Annotated in this window: 21 protein-coding genes; 19 read left to right on the forward strand and 2 right to left on the reverse strand. The window is 38.7% G+C overall.

The annotated features are described in order from the left end of the window. The first annotated feature begins 172 nt into the window (after positions 1-172). The 18 genes from pyrH (at position 173) to H4J38_RS11730 (ending at position 21665) form a co-directional block, all read left to right on the forward strand. Positions 173-913: a UMP kinase gene (gene pyrH, locus H4J38_RS11645; RefSeq protein ID WP_182131959.1), complete on the forward strand. Its 741-nt coding sequence runs from the start codon at positions 173-175 to the stop codon at positions 911-913. 20 nt (positions 914-933) lie between these two features. Beyond that, positions 934-1491 (forward strand): ribosome recycling factor, encoded by a 558-nt coding sequence (gene frr / locus H4J38_RS11650; RefSeq protein ID WP_182131960.1) that lies wholly within the window; start codon positions 934-936, stop codon positions 1489-1491. 192 nt (positions 1492-1683) lie between these two features. Continuing rightward, positions 1684-2451, forward strand: a complete 768-nt coding sequence (gene uppS / locus H4J38_RS11655) for a polyprenyl diphosphate synthase (RefSeq protein ID WP_182131961.1) — start codon at positions 1684-1686, stop codon at positions 2449-2451. Positions 2452-2481: 30 nt separating this feature from the next. Further along, positions 2482-3348 (forward strand): phosphatidate cytidylyltransferase, encoded by an 867-nt coding sequence (locus H4J38_RS11660; protein WP_182131962.1) that lies wholly within the window; start codon positions 2482-2484, stop codon positions 3346-3348. 5 nt (positions 3349-3353) lie between these two features. Next, positions 3354-4553 (forward strand): 1-deoxy-D-xylulose-5-phosphate reductoisomerase, encoded by a 1200-nt coding sequence (ispC, locus tag H4J38_RS11665; protein WP_182131963.1) that lies wholly within the window; start codon positions 3354-3356, stop codon positions 4551-4553. A gap of 20 nt (positions 4554-4573) precedes the next feature. After that, positions 4574-5929 carry a sigma E protease regulator RseP gene (gene rseP / locus H4J38_RS11670; protein ID WP_182131964.1) on the forward strand — a complete coding sequence of 452 codons (1356 nt, stop codon included), beginning with the start codon at positions 4574-4576 and terminating at the stop codon, positions 5927-5929. Between the two features lie 29 nt (positions 5930-5958). Then, positions 5959-8433 carry an outer membrane protein assembly factor BamA gene (gene bamA / locus H4J38_RS11675; protein ID WP_182131965.1) on the forward strand — a complete coding sequence of 825 codons (2475 nt, stop codon included), beginning with the start codon at positions 5959-5961 and terminating at the stop codon, positions 8431-8433. Positions 8434-8574: 141 nt separating this feature from the next. Beyond that, entirely contained in the window at positions 8575-9093 is a 519-nt protein-coding gene (locus H4J38_RS11680) for an OmpH family outer membrane protein (RefSeq protein ID WP_182131966.1), read from the forward strand. A gap of 186 nt (positions 9094-9279) precedes the next feature. Then, entirely contained in the window at positions 9280-10302 is a 1023-nt protein-coding gene (gene lpxD / locus H4J38_RS11685; protein WP_182131967.1) for a UDP-3-O-(3-hydroxymyristoyl)glucosamine N-acyltransferase, read from the forward strand. A gap of 51 nt (positions 10303-10353) precedes the next feature. Further along, positions 10354-10806 (forward strand): 3-hydroxyacyl-ACP dehydratase FabZ, encoded by a 453-nt coding sequence (gene fabZ / locus H4J38_RS11690; protein ID WP_182131968.1) that lies wholly within the window; start codon positions 10354-10356, stop codon positions 10804-10806. 1 nt (position 10807) lies between these two features. Further along, complete coding sequence (lpxA, locus tag H4J38_RS11695; protein WP_182131969.1) at positions 10808-11596, forward strand: acyl-ACP--UDP-N-acetylglucosamine O-acyltransferase; 789 nt, start codon at positions 10808-10810, stop codon at positions 11594-11596. 64 nt (positions 11597-11660) lie between these two features. Beyond that, a complete protein-coding gene (gene lpxB / locus H4J38_RS11700) occupies positions 11661-12809 on the forward strand; it encodes a lipid-A-disaccharide synthase (RefSeq protein ID WP_182131970.1) in 1149 nt (382 codons plus the stop codon). Between the two features lie 18 nt (positions 12810-12827). Beyond that, a complete protein-coding gene (gene rnhB / locus H4J38_RS11705) occupies positions 12828-13478 on the forward strand; it encodes a ribonuclease HII (protein ID WP_182131971.1) in 651 nt (216 codons plus the stop codon). Positions 13479-13486: 8 nt separating this feature from the next. After that, positions 13487-17050: a DNA polymerase III subunit alpha gene (dnaE, locus tag H4J38_RS11710; RefSeq protein WP_182131972.1), complete on the forward strand. Its 3564-nt coding sequence runs from the start codon at positions 13487-13489 to the stop codon at positions 17048-17050. A 52-nt stretch (positions 17051-17102) separates the two neighbouring features. Beyond that, positions 17103-18059 (forward strand): acetyl-CoA carboxylase carboxyl transferase subunit alpha, encoded by a 957-nt coding sequence (accA, locus tag H4J38_RS11715; protein WP_182131973.1) that lies wholly within the window; start codon positions 17103-17105, stop codon positions 18057-18059. Between the two features lie 91 nt (positions 18060-18150). Next, a complete protein-coding gene (tilS, locus tag H4J38_RS11720) occupies positions 18151-19527 on the forward strand; it encodes a tRNA lysidine(34) synthetase TilS (protein ID WP_182131974.1) in 1377 nt (458 codons plus the stop codon). Between the two features lie 152 nt (positions 19528-19679). Next, complete coding sequence (gene sstT / locus H4J38_RS11725; RefSeq protein ID WP_182131975.1) at positions 19680-20915, forward strand: serine/threonine transporter SstT; 1236 nt, start codon at positions 19680-19682, stop codon at positions 20913-20915. A 180-nt stretch (positions 20916-21095) separates the two neighbouring features. Further along, positions 21096-21665 carry a PhnA domain-containing protein gene (locus tag H4J38_RS11730; RefSeq protein ID WP_182131976.1) on the forward strand — a complete coding sequence of 190 codons (570 nt, stop codon included), beginning with the start codon at positions 21096-21098 and terminating at the stop codon, positions 21663-21665. Positions 21666-21855: 190 nt separating this feature from the next. On the opposite strand, the gene H4J38_RS11735 is transcribed toward H4J38_RS11730, so the two are convergent. Together H4J38_RS11735 and H4J38_RS11740 are read right to left on the reverse strand one after the other, a co-directional pair. Continuing rightward, positions 21856-22320, reverse strand: coding sequence for an isoprenylcysteine carboxylmethyltransferase family protein (locus H4J38_RS11735; protein ID WP_182131977.1), 465 nt, complete (start codon positions 22318-22320; stop codon positions 21856-21858). Positions 22321-22509: 189 nt separating this feature from the next. Continuing rightward, positions 22510-24369 (reverse strand): DUF885 family protein, encoded by a 1860-nt coding sequence (locus H4J38_RS11740; RefSeq protein WP_182131978.1) that lies wholly within the window; start codon positions 24367-24369, stop codon positions 22510-22512. Between the two features lie 194 nt (positions 24370-24563). On the opposite strand from H4J38_RS11740, the gene H4J38_RS11745 reads away from it, so the two are divergent. Further along, complete coding sequence (locus H4J38_RS11745; protein ID WP_259365504.1) at positions 24564-25049, forward strand: GNAT family N-acetyltransferase; 486 nt, start codon at positions 24564-24566, stop codon at positions 25047-25049. Positions 25050-25173: the final 124 nt, after the last annotated feature.

Consider the following 25173-nt stretch of genomic DNA (forward strand, 5'->3'; position numbering starts at 1 on the left):
GTGAATAAGCGTTTAAAAATCGCACTATTTTATGCTTAATAAACGATAAATAGCTTCTACTTTAGTCTTTTTTCATATTTGACTTTCGAACCGTGGCTAAACGTATTAAAATAGCTGCGGTCGATCAGGCCTAGACTATTTTAATTTAAAATTCTTAAGGAATGTTTATTACATGAGCATCAATCCCAAACCAATGTATCGTCGGATCCTTTTAAAACTTAGTGGTGAAGCCCTAATGGGCGAAGAAGGTTTTGGCATAGATCCAAAAGTATTGGATCGTATGGCGCAAGAAATAAAAGAATTAATCGAAATGGGCATTCAGGTCGGCTTGGTTATTGGCGGTGGCAATTTGTTTCGTGGTAAAGGCTTAGCAGAAGCGGGCATGAACAGAGTAGTAGGCGACCAAATGGGTATGCTAGCAACGGTTATGAATGGTTTAGCCATGCGTGACGCTTTGCATCGTGCTTTTGTCAATACGCGTTTAATGTCAGCAATCGATCTTGCTGGTGTTTGTGACCGATATAACTGGGCTGAGGCCATTAGTTTATTAAAGTCTGGCCGTGTAGTTATATTTAGTGCTGGCACAGGTAACCCATTTTTTACCACTGACTCAGCAGCTTGCTTACGCGGCATTGAAATTGAAGCTGACGTGGTATTAAAAGCAACGAAAGTTGATGGTATTTACTCAGAAGATCCTGTTTCCAACCCAGACGCAACCTTGTATAGCCATTTAACTTATCAAGATGTTTTAGAAAAAGAATTACAAGTGATGGATCTAGCTGCTTTTACGCTAGCTCGTGATCACAGTATGACACTACGTGTTTTTAACATGAATAAACCAGGCGCGTTAAGGTCTGTTATTATGGGTGGTGATGAAGGTACAACGATAGATCACGCCAAAAATTTAAATTAATTAGTGCAGGAATAAAAATAGTGATAAACGAAATAAAACAAGACGCTCAAGACAGAATGGCGAAAAGTATCGAGTCATTAAAAATTAGTTTGAACAAAGTACGTACTGGGCGAGCACATCGTTCTTTACTTGATAATATTGTTGTTGAATATTACGGCATGGATACACCACTTAACCAAGTGGGTAATATATCGGTGCCAGACGCTCGTACTTTAGCCATTACCGTATTTGATAAAGGCATGATTGGAGCTGTTGAAAAAGCTATTTTAAAGTCTGATTTAGGCCTTAATCCTTCGTCTCAAGGCACCCTAATTCGTATTCCATTACCTGCGTTAACAGAAGAGCGACGTAAAGACTTAGTTAAAGTGGTTCGTGGTGAAGCTGAAGGCGGTAAAGTTGCGATACGCAATATTCGTCGCGATGCAAATACCGACATTAAATCATTGAATAAAGAAAAAGAAATTAGTGAAGATGAAATGCACCAAGCAGAAGATGAAGTGCAAAAGATTACCGACGTCTTTATTAAACAAGTTGACGATATTTTAAGCACGAAAGAAAAGGAATTAATGGAAATTTAAAATTTTCATTGCTTAATCCATGACGCCGTAGATAATGACTACGGCGTTTTTGCATATAAAAGAATAACTATTACCCACTTATCACACCTTGATTTAACTTTCTAGCGTAGAGCTGAAGTTGCATATTAAAGTGGCAAGGGTGTAACAATAAAATATTATAATACTCAGCGTTAAGCTTACAATGGAGATTGTGTGAGTAAAGCAGATAACCTAACAAATCAATTGTTAGTCTCAGAAGCGAAAGTACCTCAACATGTTGCCATTATTATGGATGGCAATGGCCGTTGGGCACAGTTAAGAGGTAAAAAGCGGGCAGCCGGTCATAAATCTGGTGTCGAGTCTGTAAGAACTTCTGTCGCTGCTGCGGGAAAGGCAGGGGTTAAAGCCTTAACTTTATTCGCTTTTAGTAGCGAAAACTGGCAACGTCCTGAAAGCGAAGTTAGCGTGTTGATGGATCTATTTATGTTTGTCTTAACTAGAGAAGTTAAGCGATTGCATAAAAATGATATTAAATTTAATGTCATTGGTGATTTAAGCAAGTTTTCCAGCAAACTGCAGAAAATGATTAAAGAATCAGAAGCATTAACCGCTGAAAATACCGGTATGGTATTATCGGTTGCTGCTAATTATGGTGGCCGTTGGGATATTACTTATGCCGCAAAAAAATTAGCTGAAAAAGTTGAACGCCAAGAAATTACAGCTGCTGAAATTACAGAAGCATCACTTAATGAACATATAAGTTTGGCAGAACTACCTGAATTAGATTTATTAATTAGAACAGGTGGCGATTATCGCATTAGTAATTTTTTGCTTTGGCAAGCAGCCTATGCAGAATTATATTTTACCGACGTGCTATGGCCAGATTTCAATGAAATAGAATTTACTAAAGCCATTACTGTGTTTGACCAACGAGAACGACGATTTGGGAAAACTGGTGAACAAGTAACTAATAAAAACTAAAAATACTTAACACAATTTAAGGAATATGGTTTGTTAAAACAACGCATTATAACTGCATTAATACTCGCACCCGCTGCGATTTGGGCGATTTTTTATTTATCTCTAATTAACTTTGCCGCTGTAATGTTGGTTGTTATGGCGATTGGCGCATGGGAGTGGGGTCCACTCATGGGCTGTGCTAGCAAACGTTATCGTATCGCTTTTGTCAGTATTACCAGTATATTAATAGCAACATTATGGTATTTCTTAACTCTTGAGCAATTATGGCAAGCGCCAAAACTCTTAATTGAACAAGCCAACATAGTGCTGTGGTTAGCTGTTGCATGGTGGCTTTTGTCTGCAGGTTTAACATTTGTATATCCACGCTGTAGTGCGTTTTGGTCGAGTCATCGCTCAGTGCGTGGGCTATTTGGTTGGTTAACGTTAGTACCGACTTGGCTTGCTTTTATGGTACTTAGAACCAGTGAGTATCAAGTTGACAGCTATCATGGCGCGCAATTATTGATGTTTCTATTTTTAATGGTGTGGAGTGCTGACGTAGGTGCTTATTTCGTTGGTAAGTCTATTGGTAAAAATAAGTTATTACCCAATGTAAGCCCTGGAAAAACCTTAGAAGGCTTTTTAGGTGGAGTTATCTTTGCCTGTATTATGGTTTCAATTGCAGGCTATTTCATTGACTGGTCTTTTGAACAATATCGCATTGTTATACCGGTAACTATTCTAATCACAACCATTTCTGTTTTGGGCGATTTAAATGAAAGTATGTTTAAACGCCAAGCTGGTGTAAAAGATAGTGGGACAATATTGCCAGGTCACGGTGGTGTGCTTGACCGTATTGACAGCTTAACTGCTACCGCACCTATATATGCTTTATGTTACGCATACTTGGGTTGGTAGAATAAATGCAAACTTTGTGTATTTTAGGCTCTACCGGATCGATTGGTAAAAGCACGTTAGACGTTGTGCGATTGCACCCTGAAAAATTTGATATCGTAAGTTTGTCAGCCCATTCAAGCGTTGAACTTATGTTTGCTCAGTGTTTGGAGTTTCGGCCAAATAAAGTGGTTATGGTTTCAACAAAGCATGCCAAAGCGCTTGCTAGTAAGCTTGTTGCTGCCAACCTTAGTGATATTGAGGTTACTTCAGGCACTTCTGCCCTTGAAACTATTGCCCAAGCCCCATCTACAGACACTGTAATGGCAGCTATTGTTGGCGCATCTGGTTTATTACCCACATTGGCGGCAGTAAAGGCAGGTAAAAAAGTGTTGTTGGCCAATAAAGAAGCTTTAGTTACTTCTGGAGCTATATTTATTGATGCGGTCAAACAGTCTGGCGCGCAACTCTTACCCATTGATAGTGAACATAATGCTATATTTCAATGTTTACCGTTAAACGCCCAGCAACAACCTGGCTATTGTGATTTGCCTAATGAAGGTGTTAGTAAAATATTACTAACAGGTTCAGGAGGCCCCTTTAGAACTTGGCAGTTAGATGAATTAGAAAAGGTAACGCCAGACCAAGCATGTGCACATCCAAACTGGGATATGGGGCGAAAAATATCGGTCGACTCAGCCACTATGATGAACAAAGGCTTAGAGTTTATTGAGGCTAAATGGCTCTTTAATCTTGAGCCCGATGATATTCAAGTGGTGTTACATCCTCAAAGTACCATTCATTCAATGGTGCAATATAAAGACGGCTCAGTCATAGCTCAAATGGGTAATCCTGATATGCGTACACCCATTGCACATGCGTTAAGTTTTCCTCAGCGTATTGAATCTGGTGTAGCTCCTTTTGATTTTTTCGCCGCAAAATCGTTAGAATTTGAAGCTGTCGACTTCGATAAATACCCTAACTTAAAGTTAGCCATTGAAGCCTGTAAAAGTGGTCAAGGTGCATGTACAGCACTTAATGCCGCGAATGAAATTGCCGTTGATGCTTTTTTAAACGAAAAAATTAAATTTACTGATATTGTGAAAATAAATGAAACTTCTGTGAATAAATTTGTCTCAGAAAAGGTGACTTCAATTGAAGATGTAGTTGCACTGGATAACAATGTTAGAATTTTTGCACAATCATTAGTCACTGAACCCAAGCATTAGAGCAATTATAGAGTAGTAGCATGATAGAGTTTATTTGGAATCTTGGGTCATTTGTCGTTGCATTAGGTATTTTAATTACCGTTCATGAATATGGTCATTTTTGGGTTGCACGCAAAAATGGTGTGCAAGTCGAGCGTTTTTCCATTGGTTTTGGTAAAGCCATTTGGCGTAAGTATGATCGCCATGGCACCGAATTTGTTATCGCTATGATACCACTAGGTGGTTACGTTAAAATGCTTGATAGTCGAGTCGATGATGTAACTGAAGCGCAAATAAGTCGTACATTCAATGCTAAGTCAGTTTATCAACGTATTGCTATAATCGCGGCTGGGCCCTTTGCTAACTTTGCTTTTGCCATCGTCGCTTTTTACTTAATGTTTTTAATCGGTGTGCCAAGCGTTAAGCCGATTATTGGCGAGGTTATTGTTGGCTCTATTGCTGCAGAAGCAGAACTACCTAAAAATAGTGAAATAATGGCTATTTCTGGGCAAAAAACCTTAGATTGGCAAGATGTTAATTTAGCGTTGGTCAGTGCAATAGGCGACGAAAAAATTACCTTTACGGTAAAGTCAGTTGGTAGAACATCCACCCAAGACTTTACATTAAACACGCAAAACTGGGCCTTTTCCCCGGAAAAAGAATCTTCTATGGCGAGTCTAGGCTTCATGCCATATCGAGCTAAGGTGCAAGCAAAGTTAGCCGTTGTCGCAGAAGGCAGTCCAGCAGAGAAAGCAGGTTTTAAAGTTGGCGATGAGTTACTGTCGATTGAGGATGCAAACATCAATGGCAAGTGGCAGACGTTTTCTGATGAAATTAAACGGTATCCAGAAAAAAATATTCAGGTAAGGGTGTTGCGAAATGGCAAAGAACTTACCCTTAATGTACAACCTGAGTCGAGAAAGTTACAGGATAAGGTTATTGGATATTTGGGCGTACAGCCAATATCTGAACCCTATCCAGAAGAATATTTATTTGATCAAGCTTATGGTCCTATAACTGCACTTGAACAAAGTGTATTAAAAACGTGGAATTTAGTGATTTTAAGTTTTGATATGATTGGTAAGTTAATTACCGGTGACGTATCGGTTAAAAATTTAAGTGGCCCGATATCTATTGCACAAGGTGCAGGGAATAGTGCAGATTATGGCTTTGTTTACTTTTTAGGCTTCTTAGCCTTAATTAGTATCAACCTAGGCATAATTAACCTTTTACCTTTACCTGTTTTAGATGGTGGACACTTATTTTATTATTTTATCGAGCTTTTAACGGGGAAACCCGTACCAGAAAAAATACAAGAAATAGGTTTTAAATTTGGTACTATAGCGCTACTAAGCTTAATGAGTATCGCCATATTTAACGATTTATCGCGATTATAACTAAAAGAAGTATATAAAGTTAATATTTTATGATTATTAAAAAACTTGCCCTGGCGGTATTATTAGGTAGTTTGGGAACATCAGCGCATGCCGCTGACGATTTTCAAGTAGAAGATATTCAAGTTAAAGGTCTACAGCGTGTCGCGCTAGGGGCAGCATTAACGCATATCCCATTCAATGTTGGTGATAACTTAAACGAGTTTCGGGTATCACAATCGATTAAGGCACTTTATAAATCTGGGCACTTTAGTGACATTGTGGTGTCAAGAGATGCTAACACCGTTATTTATCGTGTTCGAGAAAGAGCAACGATTAGTGCTATTACCTTTGATGGTAATAAAGATCTAAAAGAAGAGCAATTAACTGAAAGCTTAGATAGCAGTGATATTCGCGTTGGTGAAACGCTTGATATGACCGTTATCTCAGGTATTGAGGTCGGTTTAGAAGACTTTTATCACAGTGTTGGTAAATACAACGCTGATGTTAAAGCAAATGTTACGCACTTGCCGCGTAACCGCGTTAACATCGACTTTGTTTTTAAAGAAGGTGATGCCGCCGCGATAGAGCAAATTAATATCGTCGGCAATGAAAAGTTTTCAGATGCTGAGCTGCTAGAGCGAATTGAGCTAACTTATGATTCTCCTTGGTGGGATTTTATGGCGCAAGATCGCTATCAAAAGCAAACTTTGCAAGGCGATATGGAAACCATTAAAAGCTATTATCTCGATCGAGGTTATTTGCAATATAAAGTTGATTCAACGCAAGTGTCAATGACACCAAATAAAGAAGCGGTATACATTACGCTTAATGTCACTGAAGGTGAGGTTTATACGGTTAGCGAAGTTGATTTTATAGGTGATATGGCCGGTTTTGATAAAACTATTCGCGCCATTACGCCAATTAGAACTGATGAGCTTTATAATGGTGCTCTTGTGACTTATTCAGAAGAACTCGTTAGCAAGTTTTTAGGTCGTTATGGTTATGCTTATCCCAAAGTGGTTACTATTCCAGAAATCGATGAAGAAAACAAAACCGTAAAATTGGTCTTGTCAATCGACCCGGGTAAGCGCGTTTATGTTAATCGTATTAACTTTAAAGGTAACAATGTTACCGCTGAGCATGTTTTACGCCGAGAAATGCGTCAAATGGAAGGTGCTTGGTTATCTAATAGCTTAGTTGAAGGCTCAAAAGCTTGGTTACAACGTTTGCCTTACATGGAAACTGTTGAGTTTGAAACCAATCAATTACCCGGTGAAGACGACCTCGTTAATATTGACTTTGAAGTCAAAGAACAGCCGTCGGGTTCATTTACCGCAGGTATTGGTTATGGCTCACAAACACAGTTAAGTTTGAATGCCGGTATACAGCAAAATAACTTTTTGGGTACAGGTAATCGCTTAGGTTTTAGCATTAATACTTCAAGCTATTCAAAAAGTGCTAATGTTTCATTCACCGACCCATACTTTACCGTTGACGGAGTATCGTTAGGTGGCAATATTTTCTATCAAGAATTTGATGCAGGTAATGCCAACCTCGTTGAGTATAATAATAAAACTTATGGTGCAGGCCTAACTTTAGGTTTTCCTGTTAACGAGTATGTACGCTTGAGTTTTGGTGTAGGCTACAAAAATAATGGCATTACTCGCCTAGAAACTTACGAACAAATTCAGAAGTTTTATGAATTATATTCAGATCCTAATGATCCGGATGGTGGTTTGAGTTTTGAAAACTTTGATCTGAATGCGGCTATAATGCGCTCAACGCTGAATCGCGGTACATTTCCTACTGACGGTTCGCAACAAAGTTTATCTTACAAGATGACTACACCTAATTCAGATGTAAATTACTTTAAAGTTAACTTAGATACTAAGTGGTATTTCCCGTTAACACGCGACCAACGTTGGACCGTTTTAGCTAAATTTCAGTTAGGTTATGGTAACGGTTATGGTTCTGTAGAAGGTAACGACCAAGTGTTACCATTTTGGGAAAACTTTAGAGCGGGTGGCTCAGGGACTTTAAGAGGCTTTGAGGCTAATATTGTAGGTCCACGTGCCATTTATCGTAGACCCACTTCAATTCCTGGCACTCCTGATTCAGTTGGCGCTGGTGGTGGTTGTTGTTTAGGACCAGATCATGATTTTATTCAAACGTCGAGACGTTCTGTTGGTGGTAATGCCATAGCAATTGCGGGACTTGAACTTATTGTACCAACACCATTTTTAGATGAAGGCTTCAGCAATAGTGTTCGCTCAAGTATATTTATCGATGCAGGTAATGTTTGGGATACTGAATTTAATTTAGATGACTATAAAGATTTGAATAGCGTAGAACGTGAAAAAATTGCAGACTATTCCGATGCTGGGCGTTACCGAGCGTCTGCAGGATTATCGGTACAATGGATATCGCCAATGGGACCTATGATTTTTAGTTTTGCCAAAACTTTGAAAGAAGTTGAAGGTGATGATACTGAATTCTTTAGCTTCAATATCGGGCAAACATTTTAAGGTTTACTTAAATAAAGGTTATTAATTGTTTAAATTAAGCATCCTTTAAATAAATAGGCTTGAACCAAATTAACTGAGACGGTATAACTACCGCATAACAAAATAATATAAATATATTTGAAAATATTTTAGGAGTAAAAATTGAAAAATTTGATTAGAACTATCGCAATCGCTACAGCGGCATCAGGGTATATTTTAGCAAGTTCAGCTATGGCAGCAGATCAAAAAATTGCTGTGGTAAATTTCCAAGAAATTATGGGTAAAATTCCACAAACTGCGGCAGTAATGAAAAGCTTAGAAGAAGAGTTTAAAGACGAAAAAGCTGTGCTTGCACAACTTGAGCAAGATATTAAATATCTTCAAGAAAAGCGTAAGCGCGACGGTTCTTTAATGAGTGCTAAAGATATTGAAGAATTAGAAGCCAAAATTGGTGTGCTTTTTCAAGATTACCAAACCAAAGGAAAAGCTTTTCAACAGAGCACTGGTGCTAGAAAAAATGAAGAAACTAACAAAATTATCGGTTTAGTTCGCCAAGCGATTGATAATATTGCAGTTAAAGGCGATTATGATTTAGTGCTTGAGAAAAGTGCAGTTGTATACTCAAAACCAGACAGTACGATCACTGAAGAAGTGGTTAAGCAAGTTAGCAAACTGAAATAATAATTTATTTTCAGGCAGATTGAATAAAAACTCATCTAAGTTTTTATTCTGTGCTTTCTCGTCTATTTAATATTCCGAATCATTTGATTCGGAATATTGCGTTTAGCCTTTTGCTGGTTAACGTTTTTCTTTAAGCCCATACTTTAAAATTATACTTTAGAGCACATTTAAAAGAAGTTTATTCTTATGAGTTACACTCTCGCAAACATTGCTGAAAAAATAGGGGCTGTTGTTCAAGGAGACGGTCAATGTGAAATATTAAGTATTGCCACCTTAGCTGCAGCTTCATCCGGACAAATCGCTTTTTTAGCCAACAGTAAATACAGTGATCAATTAGCTTCGACTAAAGCAAGTGCAGTTATTGTAACTGAGGCTGAAGCAGAAAAATGTACAACTAATGCTTTAGTCATGGCGAACCCTTACATGGGCTATGCCCTCGTTGCTCAGTTACTAGATACAACACCTAAACCTGCTAATAGCATTCATGCTAGTGCAGTTATTGATGATGGAGCAATTATTGGCAAGAATGTAACTATAGGCGCTAATGCGGTAATAGAAGCCGGTGTTAATCTTTCAGACGGCGTTAGTATAGGTGCTGGTACTTTTATTGGCATTGCTGCTCAAATAGGCACTAATTCTACCATTTGGTCTAATGTTAGTGTTTATCATGGCGTGATTATTGGCGATAATTGCGCTGTACACGCCAATTCTGTTATTGGTTCTGATGGTTTTGGTTATGCAAATAACCAAGGGAATTGGGTTAAAATACCGCAACTAGGCACGGTAGTTATAGGCGATAATGTCGAGATTGGCGCCAGTACCACAATAGATCGTGGCGCTTTAGGTAACACCATTATTAATAATGGTGTTATTTTAGATAATCAAATACAGATTGCTCATAATGTTGTAATCGGTGAGAATACAGCTATGGCGGCATGTAGTGTTATTGCTGGCAGTACAGAAATTGGAAAAAATTGCGTTATTGCAGGTCTAGTTGGCATAAATGGACATATTAACATCGCTGATGGTTGTGTGTTTACTGGCATGAGCATGGTAACAAAATCGATATCTGAGTCAGGGGTATATTCATCTGGTATGCCTTGCCAACCAAACAAAGATTGGCATAAAAGCAATGCTAGGATCAGAAAGCTTGAATCGATAACGAAACGATTAAGCACTGTAGAAAAAGAATTAGCTTCAAGAAGCTAGCACTATGACATCATGGTTATGAACATAGTTAAGTAAATAGAGGAAAAAATTTTGGAATCGCAAAATAATATTATCGATGTTGAAGAAATTAAAACAATTATTCCACACCGTTACCCATTTTTATTAGTCGATCGTGTACTTGATTACACGCCAGGGAAATCAATCCATGCGATTAAAAACGTTACGGTGAACGAACCCGCATTTATGGGGCACTTTCCAAACTATTCTATCTTCCCTGGCGTACTCATTCTCGAAGCTCTTGCGCAGGCTAGCGGTATTCTTGGCTTTAAATCTGTTGCAGATAAAGGCGAGGGCGAGTTGTTTTTGTTTGCCTCTATAGACAAAGCAAAATTTAAAAAGCCTGTTCACCCCGGCGATACTATGCATTTGCATCTAGAACTTATTAAAGAGCGACGTGGTATGTGGAAATTTTACGGCGAAGCGAGAGTTGATGGCAAAGTTGTTTGCTCTGCTGACTTAATGTGCGCAAGAAGAGCATTATAATATGTTGAATTCAACTGCATTGATTCACCCTCAAGCTATTATCGAAGATGGCGCGATTATTGGCAAAAATGTCAAAATTGGCCCATGGACGCATATAGCAGCCAATGTTGTCATTGGTGATAATTGTCATATTAGCTCACACGTTGTTATAAATGGCCCAACCATCATTGGCAAAGGCAATCGAATTTTTCAATTCGCTTCAATTGGTGAAGATTGTCAAGATTTGAAATATGCCGGTGAATTAACTGAGTTAGTGATTGGTGACAATAATATCTTCCGCGAAAACTGCACCGTACATCGCGGAACAATTCAAGATAATAGCTTGACTAAAATTGGCAGCAATAACTTATTTATGGCTTACACTCATGTAGCTCATGACTGTATAGTGGGCAGTAATTGTATTTTAGCAAATGGTGCCTCAATCGCAGGTCATGTTCATGTTGGTGACCATGTCATTATCGGTGGTATGGCAGGTGTGCATCAGTTTTGTCATATTGGCGCGCATTGTTTTGTTGCGGCCAATTCACTCATATTAAAAGATGTACCGCCTTATGTCATGGCTTCAGGTCAACCGGCAAAACCTTTTGGGTTAAACAGTGAAGGGTTAAAACGTCGAGGTTTTGATAAAAATGTTATTTTGCATATTAAACGTGCTTATAAAGCAGTTTATCGCCAAGGCTTAACCGTTGATGAAGCAATGAATAAGATTGCTGAAGGGGATGATTATATGGCGGAGTTGACTTTATTTACTGACTTTATTAAACATTCTAGCCGCGGTATTATCCGATAATTATCTGGTGATGGCAGAGAATTAATAACCTTTATTGAACAATAATTTATCAACTAGTCAAACTATGAATAAATCAGCAGTTACATTCGCTATAGTGGTTGGCGAGCACTCCGGCGACACCTTAGGTGCCGGTTTGATGCAACAACTTCTACTGAGTCATCCAGAGGCCAAATTTATCGGCATTGGTGGCCCTAAAATGCTTGCGTTGGGCTTTGAAAATTTATTCGACATGGAAGAACTGTCGGTCATGGGCGTTTTTGAAGTGCTAGGCCGACTGCGTCGTTTGTTACATATTCGTAAGTCATTAAGTGATTACTTTATTGCCAATAAGCCTAATGTTTTTATCGGTATTGACGCACCTGACTTTAATATAGCCTTAGAAGCTAAGTTAAAAGCGCAAACAATAAAAACCGTACATTATGTTAGCCCATCGGTTTGGGCTTGGCGTGAAAAGCGCGTTTTCAAAATTGCCAAAGCAACTAATATGGTTTTATCGTTATTACCGTTTGAAAAAGCGTTTTATGATAAACACCAAATACCTTGTACTTTCGTTGGCCACTCGCTTGCTGACGATATTCCACTGGTTTCCGATAAGCTTATGGCACGAAAAGCCTTAGGTTTGTCTGAGTCAGCAAAAATTCTTGCACTGATGCCCGGTAGCCGTGGAGGAGAACTTTCACGACTGGTTGAGCCTTTTTTACAAACAGCAAAAAAATTATTAGCTAGTGAGCAAGCCAATTCCATTGAGCTGATTTTTGTTGTGCCTATGATCAGTGATAAAAGAGCACAGCAATTTAATCAACTACATCAAAAAATAGCGCCAGATCTTCCTGTTAGCATTATTGTTGGTAAAACTCAACAAGTGATGGCTGCCAGTGATTGCTTATTGACGGCATCAGGCACAGTTACTTTAGAAGCGGCCTTAGTAAAACGCCCTATGGTGATTTGTTATAAGTTTAATCCGCTGACCTATTATATGTTTAAAGGTTTTGTGAAATTGAAGTGGTTTTCATTGCCGAACTTACTAGCAAATAAAAGCTTAGTACCTGAATTACTGCAATCAGAGGTTAGTGTAGAAAATATTCTTCCGTTAATTGAAGAGCGCTTGTTTGAAGATCAGTCAGCATTAAATCAAGCCTATACTGATATTCATTTAATGCTTAAGCAAAATGCCAGTGAGCAAGCAGCTAAAGCTGTTATCGACTTATTATAATATTGAACCAGAGTAATTATGCCTGCTGTTAAAAAAGTTTTTCCGCCTTTTGAATATCCCGTTGCCTATTGTATTGCAGGTGTTGACGAAGTAGGTCGCGGGCCTTTAGTCGGTGATGTTGTTACTGCCGCAGTTATATTAGACCCGGATAATCCAATTGAAGGATTAATGGACTCAAAAAAGCTTTCAGAAAAGAAAAGACAGCACTTGTCGATAGAAATTAAGCAACGTGCTATCGCTTGGTCGATTGGCCGAGCGTCTCCAGAAGAAATTGATAGCCTTAATATTCTTCATGCCACCATGTTGGCTATGCAACGTGCAGTACAAGGATTAACTGTGACACCCGATTATGTGTTGGTTGATGGTAACCGTTGCCCAATATTTGCCTTTGAAACCGGTAATATTGCCAGTCAAAGTGTGGTGAAAGGTGATGCGCGCGTATCGGAAATTAGTGCAGCGTCTATTTTAGCTAAAGTGGTCAGAGACGATGAGATGATCGCATTAGACAAACTTTATCCTTATTATGGTTTTGCACAACATAAAGGCTATCCAACAAAAGCACATTTAGAAAGAATCATCGAGCATGGGGTACTTGACTGCTATCGTAGAAGTTTCAAACCTGTCGCCAATGTACTCGCTAATGCAGCAACGCATAATAAAAATAATTAGAGCACTAGATGTCTGAATCCGAGTCCACAATAACCACAACGTCCGTCGCTGATTCTAGTGTCGTTACAACAGGAAATGATCCTAAGTTTATTCATTTAAGAATACACAGTGATTATTCGATGTCAGACGGCCTAAAAAAAGTTAAGCCAATCGTTGCTAGAGCAGCTGAGTTGAATATGCCTGCGATGGCATTAACCGACCAAACAAATTTATGTGGTTTAGTTAAATACTACCATGCTGCACATGGTGCAGGATTAAAGCCGATTATTGGATGTGACTTTTGGGTTAAAAGCGACGCGCTCGAAGATGAATTATCACGGTTAGTTGTTTTAGCAACCAGTAATGTGGGATATAAAAATTTAACTGAATTAATTTCCAAAGCTTATTTACGTGGTCATATTCAAGGTAAAGCGGTACTAGACCGAGATTGGTTAATTGAGCGAGCAGAAGGCTTAATTTTACTTTCTGGTGGCCGTGAAGGCGACGTCGGTAAAGCCTTGTTAAAAGGTAACGGTGAATTTGTTGATGAAATGCTCGAGTTTTATCTGCAATATTTTCCAAACTGCTATTACATCGAACTCATCAGAACCGGTCGTAATGATGAAGAAAACTATCTCCATCTTGCTGTAGAACTTGCGTCTCGCCATGATCTTCCTGTGGTTGCCACTAATGAGGTGATGTTTTTAAGTCCTGATGATTTTGACGCTCATGAAATACGTGTGGCCATACATGACGGCTTTACTTTAGATGATAAACGCCGCCCGAAAAAGTATTCTAAAGAACAATATCTTCGCAGTGAAGAGGAGATGGTAGCGCTTTTTGCTGATATTCCTGAAGCCCTCGCAAACTCAGTAGAAATAGCAAAGAGATGTAATGTTACTGTACGCCTTGGTGAATATGTATTACCAGATTTCCCTACCGAAGGCTTATCGATAGAAGACTATTTAGTCAAAGTTTCAGAAGAAGGTTTAGAAGAAAGATTAGAGTTTATATTTGATAAAAACGCGCCTGATTATGCAGAAAAACGTAAACCTTACGATGAGCGTTTAGCCATAGAGCTAAAAGTTGTTAATAACATGGGCTTCCCGGGTTATTTCCTAATCGTAATGGAGTTTATTCAGTGGAGTAAAGACAATAATATTCCTGTAGGCCCTGGACGTGGTTCAGGAGCAGGTTCATTGGTGGCTTATGCACAAAAGATTACCGATCTTGATCCACTAGAATACGATTTACTTTTTGAGCGTTTTCTAAACCCTGAACGTGTCTCGATGCCTGATTTTGATATTGATTTTTGCATGGACAGGCGTGATGAAGTTATTGATCACGTTGCTGAATTATATGGCCGAGATGCGGTATCGCAAATCATTACCTTCGGTACCATGGCAGCCAAAGCGGTAATTCGTGATGTAGGCCGAGTGTTGGGTCATCCTTATGGTTTTGTTGACCGTATTTCAAAATTGATCCCACCAACACCGGGTATGACTTTAGCGAAAGCCTTCGAAGAAGAGCCAAAGTTACCTGAGATTTATGCCCAAGACAGTGACGTAAAAGATCTGATTGATATGTGCCGAATTTTAGAAGGCACAACACGAAATGCCGGTAAACATGCCGGTGGTGTGGTTATTTCTCCTACCACGATCACCGATTTTGCACCACTTTATTGTGATGAAGAAGGTAAAAATCCGGTAACGCAATTTGATAAAAATGACGTTGAAGATGCTGGTTTAGTTAAGTTTGATTTTCTTGGACTTCGTACGTTAACCATTTTGCAGTGGGCCATTGAAATGGCTGATGCCAAACTGCTTAAGCAGGGTGAAGAGCCGATTAATCTAGCCACGATTGATCTCGAAGATAAAGCCAGTTTTAAAGTATTATTAAAATCGGAAACAACCGCAGTTTTCCAACTTGAGTCCAGCGGTATGAAATCGCTGATAGCAAAACTTAAACCTGATTGCTTTGAAGATATTATCGCCTTGGTGGCGCTGTTTAGACCAGGGCCTCTACAATCGGGCATGGTTGATAACTTTATTGAACGTAAACATGGGCGTGAAGCCATTAGTTACCCTGATGCAACTTGGCAGCATCTTGACTTAAAACCAATCCTTGAACCGACATACGGTATTATTCTATATCAAGAACAGGTTATGCAAATTGCGCAGGTACTAGCGGGGTATTCGCTGGGTGGCGCCGATATGTTACGTCGTGCCATGGGTAAGAAAAAGCCAGAAGAAATGGCTAAGCAGCGTGAGGGCTTCGAAGCTGGCGCTGTGGGTCGCGGTGTTGATGGCGAGCTAGCCATTAAAATTTTTGATTTGGTTGAAAAATTTGCTGGTTATGGTTTTAATAAATCGCATTCTGCTGCTTATGCCTTAGTGTCTTATCAAACGCTGTGGATGAAAACCCATTTTCCTGCACCTTTTATGGCGGCGGTAATGTCAGCGGACATGGATAACACTGATAAAATTGTCACCTTAGTTGATGAATGCGGCAATATGGGACTTGATTTATTACCACCGGATGTTAATCGCGGGCAATATAAATTTACGGTTAATGATGACGATCAAATTATTTATGGTATTGGCGCAGTTAAAGGTGTTGGTGAAGGCCCGATAGAAGCAATCATCGCTGCCCGTGAAAGTGACGGTGAGTTTATCGATTTATTCGATTTTTGTGCTCGGGTTGATCTGAAGAAAATCAATAAGCGGGTGTTAGAAAAATTAATTAAGTCTGGTGCCATGGATTCGATTGGGCCTAATGCCAAAGCTGGTCCACATCGGGCAGCATTGTTTGAGTCTTTACCTGAAGCGTTAAAAGCTGCTGAACAACATGCTAAAGCACAAGCAATTGGTCAAAATGATTTATTTGGCTTAATCAACGAAGAGCCAGAAGATAATAGACAAGCCTATAAAGAGGTCGCTAAATGGCCAGAGCAACGATGGCTTGATGGCGAAAAAGAAACATTAGGGTTATATTTAACGGGCCATCCGATAAATCGTTATTTAAGTGAAATTAAACGTTATGCAACGGGGCGTTTAGTGAGTTTACAGCCCACTAATAAAGATAAAACTACTGTAGCGGTAGGTTTGGTACTGGCTGTAAGGGTGTTAGTCAATAAACGTGGTCGTCGCTGGGCATTGGTAACACTTGATGACAAAAGCGCTCGAATGGACATACGTTTATTCCCAGACGACTACGATAGGTTCGCAGAACTGCTCATATCTGATGCAATTTTGGTTTGTAGCGGACAGGTCAGCTTTGATGATTACTCTGGAGGTATTACAATGACCGCTAGAGACATAATGACTATTGCAGATGCACGTGAAAATTATGTCACTTCATTGGATTTACAAATCGATAAAAATCAGCTTTCGGGACAATTTATCGAACAATTTACACAGGTACTAACGCCTTATAAAGATGGTATTTGCCCAATTCGCGTTTTTTATCAACGAGATGAAGCGCAAGGTATGCTAGAGTTAGGGGTACAGTGGCGCGTATCGCCAAGCGACATGCTATTATACGATTTGAAAACCCTATTGGGTGAAGAGCAAGTCGAGTTAAAATTTAAATAGGTAGCGTTTATTAATAACGGTACTCAAAGACAACATAGGTAAGAATAATCATATGTCATTAAATTTTTTAGATTTTGAGCTTCCAATTGCGGAACTTGAAGCGAAAATTGAAGAATTGCAACTGGTCAACAATGGCCAAGAACTTGATCTTGATTTAGAAGATCAAATTTCTCAGTTGCGAGATAAAAATAACGAGCTAACTAGAAAGATTTTCTCTGGCTTAGACCCTTGGCAAACGGCACGAGTTGCACGTCATCCTCAGCGCCCATATACTCTAGATTATTTGCCACGTATTTTTACTGAGTTCGATGAACTCGCTGGCGATAGAGCTTATGCCGATGATAGAGCTATTGTTGGTGGTACTGCGCGTTTAGATGGCAGACCAGTGATGATAATTGGTCATCAAAAAGGCCGTTCAACTAATGAAAAAGTTAAACGTAATTTCGGTATGCCTCGTCCTGAAGGTTACCGCAAAGCCTTACGTTTAATGAAAATGGCAGAACGTTTTAACATGCCAATTATTACTTTTATTGACACCCCCGGCGCATATCCTGGTATTGGCGCAGAAGAACGTGGCCAAAGTGAAGCTATTGCTACAAACTTAAAAGTGATGTCACGCTTAAATGTGCCTATTATTTGTACGGTAATTGGTGAGGGTGGCTCTGGTGGCGCACTGGCTATTGGTGTTGGCGATAAAGTGAATATGCTGCAATATTCAACTTATTCTGTTATATCTCCTGAAGGTTGTGCCTCTATCTTGTGGAAAACTGCTGAGAAAGCACCAACAGCAGCAGAGGCGATGGGGATTACGGCAAAACGCATCAAAGAGTTAGGCCTTATCGATAGTATCGTTGAAGAACCTTTAGGTGGTGCTCATCGTGATATGGATCAAATGGCGGCATTTCTCAAGCAAGCATTAAAATCTGATCTTGCTGAGCTTGATAAACTTTCAAGCGAGGAATTAATTGAAAGTCGTTACGATAAGTTAATGTCATTCGGTTACTGTTAAGTTCAAAATAAGCGACCTTTATAGGTCGCTTTTTATTGTCCACACAAATATAACCCTCTCAACAAGACCTTTACCTAATGTTTTTGGAACTGTGAATATAATTGAATCAGCGTTGGTGCAGTTTTTTAAAAACACACCAGATAAAACTATTGTTATTGCCTATAGCGGCGGTGTTGATTCCCAAGTGCTACTGGTTGCGCTAGCGAAATTAAAACAGCAAGGACAACTGGCTAATACTATTGTTGTTTGTCATGTTAATCACGGATTAAGTCCTCATGCCGATGCATGGCAAGCTTTTGCACAACAGCAATGCGATAGCTTTTCTCTGCCACTCATAACCCACAAGTTAAATTTAAAAAAACTGTCACAGCAAAGCTTAGAAGCGATGGCACGAGATGCGCGTTATCAGGTTTTAATACAAGCAAGTGCAGAGCCGGCCATTATTGTTACCGGCCATCATCTTAATGATCAAGCAGAAACATTTTTACTGGCATTAAAGCGTGGTTCAGGTTTAAAAGGCTTATCGGCAATGCTAGCAAGTTCGACATTAGCACAACACAAATTGGCTCGTCCGCTGTTACCAATTTCACGTGCCGATATAATGGATTACGCAAATGAACATCAGCTAAGTTGGATTGAAGATGAGTCTAATACTGATGAACACTATGATCGAAACTTTTTACGTCATCAGATTTTACCTAAATTGAATGAACGTTGGACGAGTATCAATAATACCATAGCCCGAAGTGCCGAACACTGTTATGAAGCGCAACAACTACTCGATGAATTAGCACAGCAAGATTTAGTTGATTGCCAGCTTTCATCTTATAAGTTATCTATTCCTAACTTAAATAAGCTGAGTGAACCCCGAGTTAAAAATCTTTTACGCTATTTTTTATCTCGCCATAATTTTTTAATGCCAACACGTCAGCAATTAAAGCAAATATGCCTGCAACTTAATGCAGATGTTGATAAATCGCCAGTCATACAGCTTGCTAATTGCTGTTTTAGACGCTTCAAAGGTGAGGTGCACTTAACCCGTATCTATCAGGATATTTCGTTATGGCAACAAAGTGTAAATTTGGAATGTCTAGCGGATGAAAAAACATTAAATGTCGATCTGCCTGATGAATTGGGTACTTTGAGTTTTTCAACTTTATTAAGTAATGATAAAGCTAAAAGCCATTGGCAAGCAGCCATTAAAAAACCTAATATTAATCAATTAGTCACTGTTTGTTTTTCTCACGAAAATCCAAAGTGCTTACCGCAATACCGAGAACATTCACGCGCTTTAAAGAAAGTATTACAAGAGCTTGAAATACCGCCATGGCAGAGAAAACGATTGCCTTTTATATTTTATGATAATGAACTTATCGCGGTAGCTGGACATTTTGTTTGTAAGGACTATTTAGCGGATAATGAAAATTTAGGGTATTTTATTTCATGGGATGGTGAACTGTCTGCATAAAGCATCCATGTAACGAATAAACTAGACAGTGTTGGTGAATAAGTGGTAAAAAACTTTGACGTAACATTGTCGTAAATATAAATCGCACTCTTAGGCCGTAAACAAAAAATTGTATTCATATTCATAAAAACAATAACTAAATAAGAAAAACTATGACATTAGAAAATACTTCAGAAAAGCATTCATTTTTTAGCAAACTAAAATCAATTAATATTGTAAACCAAATCATTATTGCTATTGTATTTGGGATTGTTTTAGCGCTTATTTCCCCTGAAATTGCCAAATCATTTTCGATACTTGGCAGTTTATTTGTCAATGCATTAAAAGCCGTTGCACCTATTTTGGTCTTAGTGTTAGTAGCCTCGTCTATTGCGAACCAAAAACCTAATAGCGAAGCTAACTTAAAGCCTATTGTTGGATTGTATTTAATAGGCACAATAAGTGCTGCATTAGTCGCGGTCGCGTTAAGCTTTATGTTTCCTGTGCAATTAACCTTAGATATTGTTGGTGCTAGCGCTAACCCGCCACAAGGTTTAGGTGAAGTATTAACAACACTGGCATTTAAAATTGTTGATAATCCTTTCAATGCTGTTATTACCGGGAATTTTATTGGTATTTTAGCTTGGGGCTTAGGTTTAGGTTTCGCGTTGAAAAAGGGCAGCGAATCAACTAAAGTCATGGTGCATGATTTTGCCGAAGCTATTTCCAGTGTTGTTAAATTAGTTATTCGTTTTGCGCCATTAGGTATTATGGGCTTAGTCGCTAATACTGTTGCTACAACAGGCTTTGACACCTTAGGTGAGTTTAGTCATTTAGTGTTAGTGCTTTTAGGCTCAATGCTTATTATTGCCCTGATAGTTAACCCGTTAATCGTTTTTTTTATTATGCGTAAAAATCCTTATCCGTTAGTGCTAACGTGTTTAAAAGAATCAGGTATTACGGCATTCTTTACACGTAGTTCTGCAGCAAATATTCCAGTAAATATGGAGTTATGTGAAAAACTTGATCTGCATGAAGATACATACTCTGTGTCTATCCCATTAGGTGCCACCATCAATATGGCAGGCGCTGCTATTACTATTACCGTATTAACACTTGCGGCGGCGAACACCTTAAATATTGAAGTCGATTTTGCGACCGCCATTTTATTGAGTGTAGTTGCGGCGGTATCTGCTTGTGGTGCCTCTGGTGTTGCCGGTGGTTCATTACTACTTATTCCATTGGCTTGTGGCTTGTTTGGCATCAATACCGATATTGCAATGCAAGTGGTAGCGATAGGTTTTATTATTGGCGTAATTCAAGACTCAGCAGAAACAGCATTAAATAGCTCAACAGATGTTGTTTTCACTGCAGCTGCTTCGCACCATATTACTAAAAATTTAGATTAAGTTCGGCCTAATAGCTTTGCTACTATTGCGTATTGTCGGTAGCAAAGCTTGTATGTCCCTTTTAAAATCCCTTCATTACATAAATATTTATCGGTATTAATTCTTCCTTGCTAAAAATCTGCACTTTTTAAATCGGTCAATTAGGAGCATAATAGCGCAAAAATTTAAGGAGAACCTTTTATGCCTACTGAAAATGCTTTAAAAGCACGCAGTAATAATAGCTGTGAACTATGTATTTCACCTGACAACTTATCGGTATTTCCTGTACCACCAACGAGTGACTTAAGTGCCCAGCAAAGTATTTACTTGTGTGATACATGCTTAGGGCAGGTTGAAGGCAATACAGCGCTTGATATTAATCATATGCGTTGTTTAACAGACGCTATGTGGAATCAAGAACCTGTAGTGCAAGTAGTGGCGTATCGTATGTTGCATAAATTATCAGCTGAAAGCTGGGCGCAAGATGCTCTTGATATGATCTACTTAGAAGACGCTGTGAAAACTTGGGCAGAGCAGGGTATTGCCGCCGCTGAGCGAGAAGGGCCAACTCGCGATAGTAATGGCGCAGAATTGCAAGATGGCGATAATGTTACTCTGATTAAAGACTTAAAAGTTAAAGGCGCTAACTTTACCGCCAAGCAAGGCACTATGGTACGTGGTATCAGCTTAACCGATAATCCCGAGCATATTGAAGGTAAAGTTAATGGCACGCGTATTGTGTTAGTTGCAGGCTATTTAAAGAAAGCATAACTTTAATAAGCGGCTAAGCCAGAAAACTGCTTAGCGAATAATTATCTCAATTTGTTAAAAAAGCACTAAACAGCCATATTGCTGTTTAGTGCTTTTTTGTATTTAGGCGTTCAGTAAGGGAATCAATAACGTTTCCCGATATTGTATGGTAAGTGCTTAGTTAACTTAACTTAACTTAACTTAACTTTGGCTATAACCAACGACGCACGCTGTTTTTATAGTTGTCGTAGTCTGGTCCAAACAACTTCGTTAACATACGTTCTTCAGGTGTAATTTGATATTTACCAATATACCAAACAAAAAGCCCGCAAATCAGAAAAGCTAAGAAGTTTTCAAGATAAAAAGCATAAGCCAGTAATGCTAAAAGCATCGCCAAATACATCGGGTTTCTAGAGTATTGATAAATACCACTATCAACCACCTGAGATGAGGTTTCAGGTTTACTCGGGTTGACAGTTGTTCGGTGTTTTCGAAAGCTATAAATGGCAAAAAATCCGATTAATATAGCAATAAACACTAATAGCGTTATCAATGTTAAGTTGATTTTTGGGTTAATAATATCGCTATAGTTTAACGTCGGTAGAAAGTGTTGCACTAGTGCCATTAGTAACATGGCAATGACCACTTGTACAATTGGGATAACTTTTAGCTCCATTCTCATTCCTTGTGGGTTTTTAAAGCCTTGACTGAGTATAATGCTCCGATGATGCTTTATTTGACAGCAGATAAAATAAAACGCCAAAGGCTTATGCATTTGGCGTTTGTAAAGTTTTCTATTTTAAACACATTATCACGTTAACTGATGATAAGGTGAACAAATGATAATACTTACTGTTGGATCATTTTAGCTATTATCAGCGATATAGTCATTAACCATATTTTCAAGCACGTTAAGCGGCACGGCACCATTTGTTAACACAACATCATGGAACTGGCGAATATCGAACTTGTCACCTAATTGTTGCTTTGCTTTTGCTCGCAGCTGAACAATCTTCAACATACCAATTTTATAAGCTGTCGCTTGCGATGGCATAACGACATGGCGCTCGACCATTTTTATCGCATCAGACTTAGCATTTGGCGTATTGCTAACGTAATACTCGATACCTTGCGCTAAATCCCATTTTTTATTATGAATACCAGTATCAACCACTAAGCGACAAGCGCGCCATAATTCCATTGCCAAGCGGCCAAAGTCAGAATAAGGGTCTTGATAAAAGCCAATTTCTTTCGGGATCATTTCTGAGTATAAACCCCAGCCTTCACTATAAGCGGTATAACCACCAAATTTTCTAAACTTTGGAATGCCTTCTAGCTCTTGTTTTAACGCTATTTGCATATGATGACCAGGAATGCCTTCATGGTATGCCAGTGCTTCCATTTGGTAAGTTGGCATTGCTGCCATGTCGTAGAGGTTAGCGTAGTAAATACCTGGGCGTGAACCATCTGGTGCAGGTTGTTGGTAAAATGCTTTACCCGCTGATTTTTCTCTAAACGCTTCTACTTTTTTAACTTTTAAATCAGCTTTAGGTTTGGTGATAAATAGCTGATCCAATTCACCTTTCATGGTGTTAATTATCGTCGTTGCTTCAGTTAAATAACGCTCGCGACCTGCATCATCTGCGGCATAATAAAACTGTGGGTCATGGCGCATAAATTGGAAGAACTCATTTAATGAACCTTTAAAACCCACTTTTTTCATGATAACGCGCATTTCATCGTGGATGCGTGCAACTTCGCCTAAACCAATGTTATGAATCTCATCAGCGGTTAATTCAGTTGTGGTAGTACGTTTTAAGGCATTATTATAAAATTCATCACCTTGTGGGAATTTCCACGCACCATCAATATTGTCAGCTTTTTTCTCAAGCTCAATTAAGTAACTAACTAATTGTTGATAACCGGCTTTAAACTCAGTGGTTAAAGCCGATGATAATTCAGCTGTTAGCGATAGTTTGTCTTGTTCTGAAAGTTCTAACAGCGCAAGCTTTTTTGTGAAATCAGCATATAAAGTACTATCCGCGCCATCATCAAAAGGCGCGCCAAGCGTTAAATTTTTCGAATCACGGATAACATGAGCAAAAACAAATTTTGGCGCAATAATACCTTTATCTGCTCTTATTTTAAGTTGGTCTACTAACTGCTCAAGTAACACTTTTGAGTTTTTTACCCTGGCAATATAATCATGAGCTTGTTTAGTGTCTTTAATACTATGTTGGTTGATCAGTAATGCCGGTATTTGTGAATGCACGCCAAACATTTGGTTAACAGGGTAATTATGGTGGCGCCAAGGATAATCAGCAATTTGTTGTTCTAATTTTTGAGAAAGTAGTTGGTAACTTAACGTTGTTTGCTTATCAAGTTTTTTTACGTCAATAACTTGGATACGTTGCAGAGCTTGTTTTGCAAAAGCGAGTTCCTTAGCACTGTTTTGTTCTGAAAGGTCTTGCCATTTATCATAGTCCGTTTTAATACCAAGATAGGTTTGTCTGACAGGATTACGATTAACACCTTCCATAAAAATAGTGTCAAATAGCTCATTTGCCGCTTGAGAAACGCTAACTGTGCTATTTAGTTGTGCTGAAGTAGACGACATTGAAAGTGCATTATCGCCTTTAACAACTTGTGTAGTGGTCTCATTACTGCAGGCAACTGTTAGTACCGCTGAAATAGAGATAACAATAAGTGATTTATTGAAGGTCATGTTGGAGTCCAATTTTAGTTTATACGCTATATTGCCGCTATTTTTGCTGATCGATCAAGCTTACCGCGCTCAATGGTAGATTTTATGCGGTAACTTCCAGTAATACTTTTATATTTCAAAGGAGTTATTTAGGGTTTACCTCATTAATCAACTTGCTATAGTAGTATCATTAATTGATTAACTACCCGTGCTCGATGTCACCAATAAATAAAGTGCTAGATAGTGTTAGCCAGAAGCAATCTGCGATTATTAGTTTTCGTCGAGCAATGGTATTTGATAGAGCGTTTCTTTTAGCATTGCGAAAAGAAACGATGGATAAGCATTTGCACAGTGCTGGAATTTATCTCGATGACAATTCACATCTATTGAGAATTGATGAGTTTTTTTCTGATTCACACATTATTTCATACCAAAACAATGCTATTGGATTATTAAAATTAGGTTTGTTTTCCGATAAAATTCATTTGAGACAATTTCAGTTATTACCGCAATATCAAAGTTTAGGTATAGGTAGCCGTGTCCTTGAGTTAGTTAAGCGCAAAGCCGAAGAAAAAAATCTTGCCATAACTTTAAACGTGTTATTAAAAAATCCTGCGAAGCAGTTATATTTACGTCACGACTTTGTTGTTATTGATAGTAATGAACTGGAGTTTCAAATGTACTGGCATTGGCGGGAATAATGAACAAAGTTTGTGCTTTGGCTGATTATAAAAAACCAGTGTAGGAATATTAATGCACTGGTTTTTTCTTTGGACTGAGTTTAAAGCTATTGTTAAAGCTATTTTTAAAGCAGTGCTCATACGA

It is taken from the genome of Colwellia sp. BRX10-3, assembly GCF_014077505.1.
Classification (GTDB): Bacteria; Pseudomonadota; Gammaproteobacteria; order Enterobacterales; family Alteromonadaceae; genus Cognaticolwellia.

What these genes read in the sequence shown, in the direction of transcription:
- ispC (WP_182131963.1), top strand. Translation starts at nt 3,354, where the DNA reads ATGCAAACTTTGTGTATTTTAGGCTCTACCGGATCGATTGGTAAAAGC.
- pyrH (WP_182131959.1), top strand. Translation starts at nt 173, where the DNA reads ATGAGCATCAATCCCAAACCAATGTATCGTCGGATCCTTTTAAAACTT.
- H4J38_RS11745 (WP_259365504.1), top strand. Translation starts at nt 24,564, where the DNA reads ATGTCACCAATAAATAAAGTGCTAGATAGTGTTAGCCAGAAGCAATCT.
- dnaE (WP_182131972.1), top strand. Translation starts at nt 13,487, where the DNA reads ATGTCTGAATCCGAGTCCACAATAACCACAACGTCCGTCGCTGATTCT.
- rnhB (WP_182131971.1), top strand. Translation starts at nt 12,828, where the DNA reads ATGCCTGCTGTTAAAAAAGTTTTTCCGCCTTTTGAATATCCCGTTGCC.
- H4J38_RS11730 (WP_182131976.1), top strand. Translation starts at nt 21,096, where the DNA reads ATGCCTACTGAAAATGCTTTAAAAGCACGCAGTAATAATAGCTGTGAA.
- H4J38_RS11735 (WP_182131977.1), bottom strand. Translation starts at nt 22,320, where the DNA reads ATGGAGCTAAAAGTTATCCCAATTGTACAAGTGGTCATTGCCATGTTA.
- rseP (WP_182131964.1), top strand. Translation starts at nt 4,574, where the DNA reads ATGATAGAGTTTATTTGGAATCTTGGGTCATTTGTCGTTGCATTAGGT.
- sstT (WP_182131975.1), top strand. Translation starts at nt 19,680, where the DNA reads ATGACATTAGAAAATACTTCAGAAAAGCATTCATTTTTTAGCAAACTA.
- lpxA (WP_182131969.1), top strand. Translation starts at nt 10,808, where the DNA reads ATGTTGAATTCAACTGCATTGATTCACCCTCAAGCTATTATCGAAGAT.
- lpxD (WP_182131967.1), top strand. Translation starts at nt 9,280, where the DNA reads ATGAGTTACACTCTCGCAAACATTGCTGAAAAAATAGGGGCTGTTGTT.
- bamA (WP_182131965.1), top strand. Translation starts at nt 5,959, where the DNA reads ATGATTATTAAAAAACTTGCCCTGGCGGTATTATTAGGTAGTTTGGGA.
- lpxB (WP_182131970.1), top strand. Translation starts at nt 11,661, where the DNA reads ATGAATAAATCAGCAGTTACATTCGCTATAGTGGTTGGCGAGCACTCC.
- accA (WP_182131973.1), top strand. Translation starts at nt 17,103, where the DNA reads ATGTCATTAAATTTTTTAGATTTTGAGCTTCCAATTGCGGAACTTGAA.
- H4J38_RS11740 (WP_182131978.1), bottom strand. Translation starts at nt 24,369, where the DNA reads ATGACCTTCAATAAATCACTTATTGTTATCTCTATTTCAGCGGTACTA.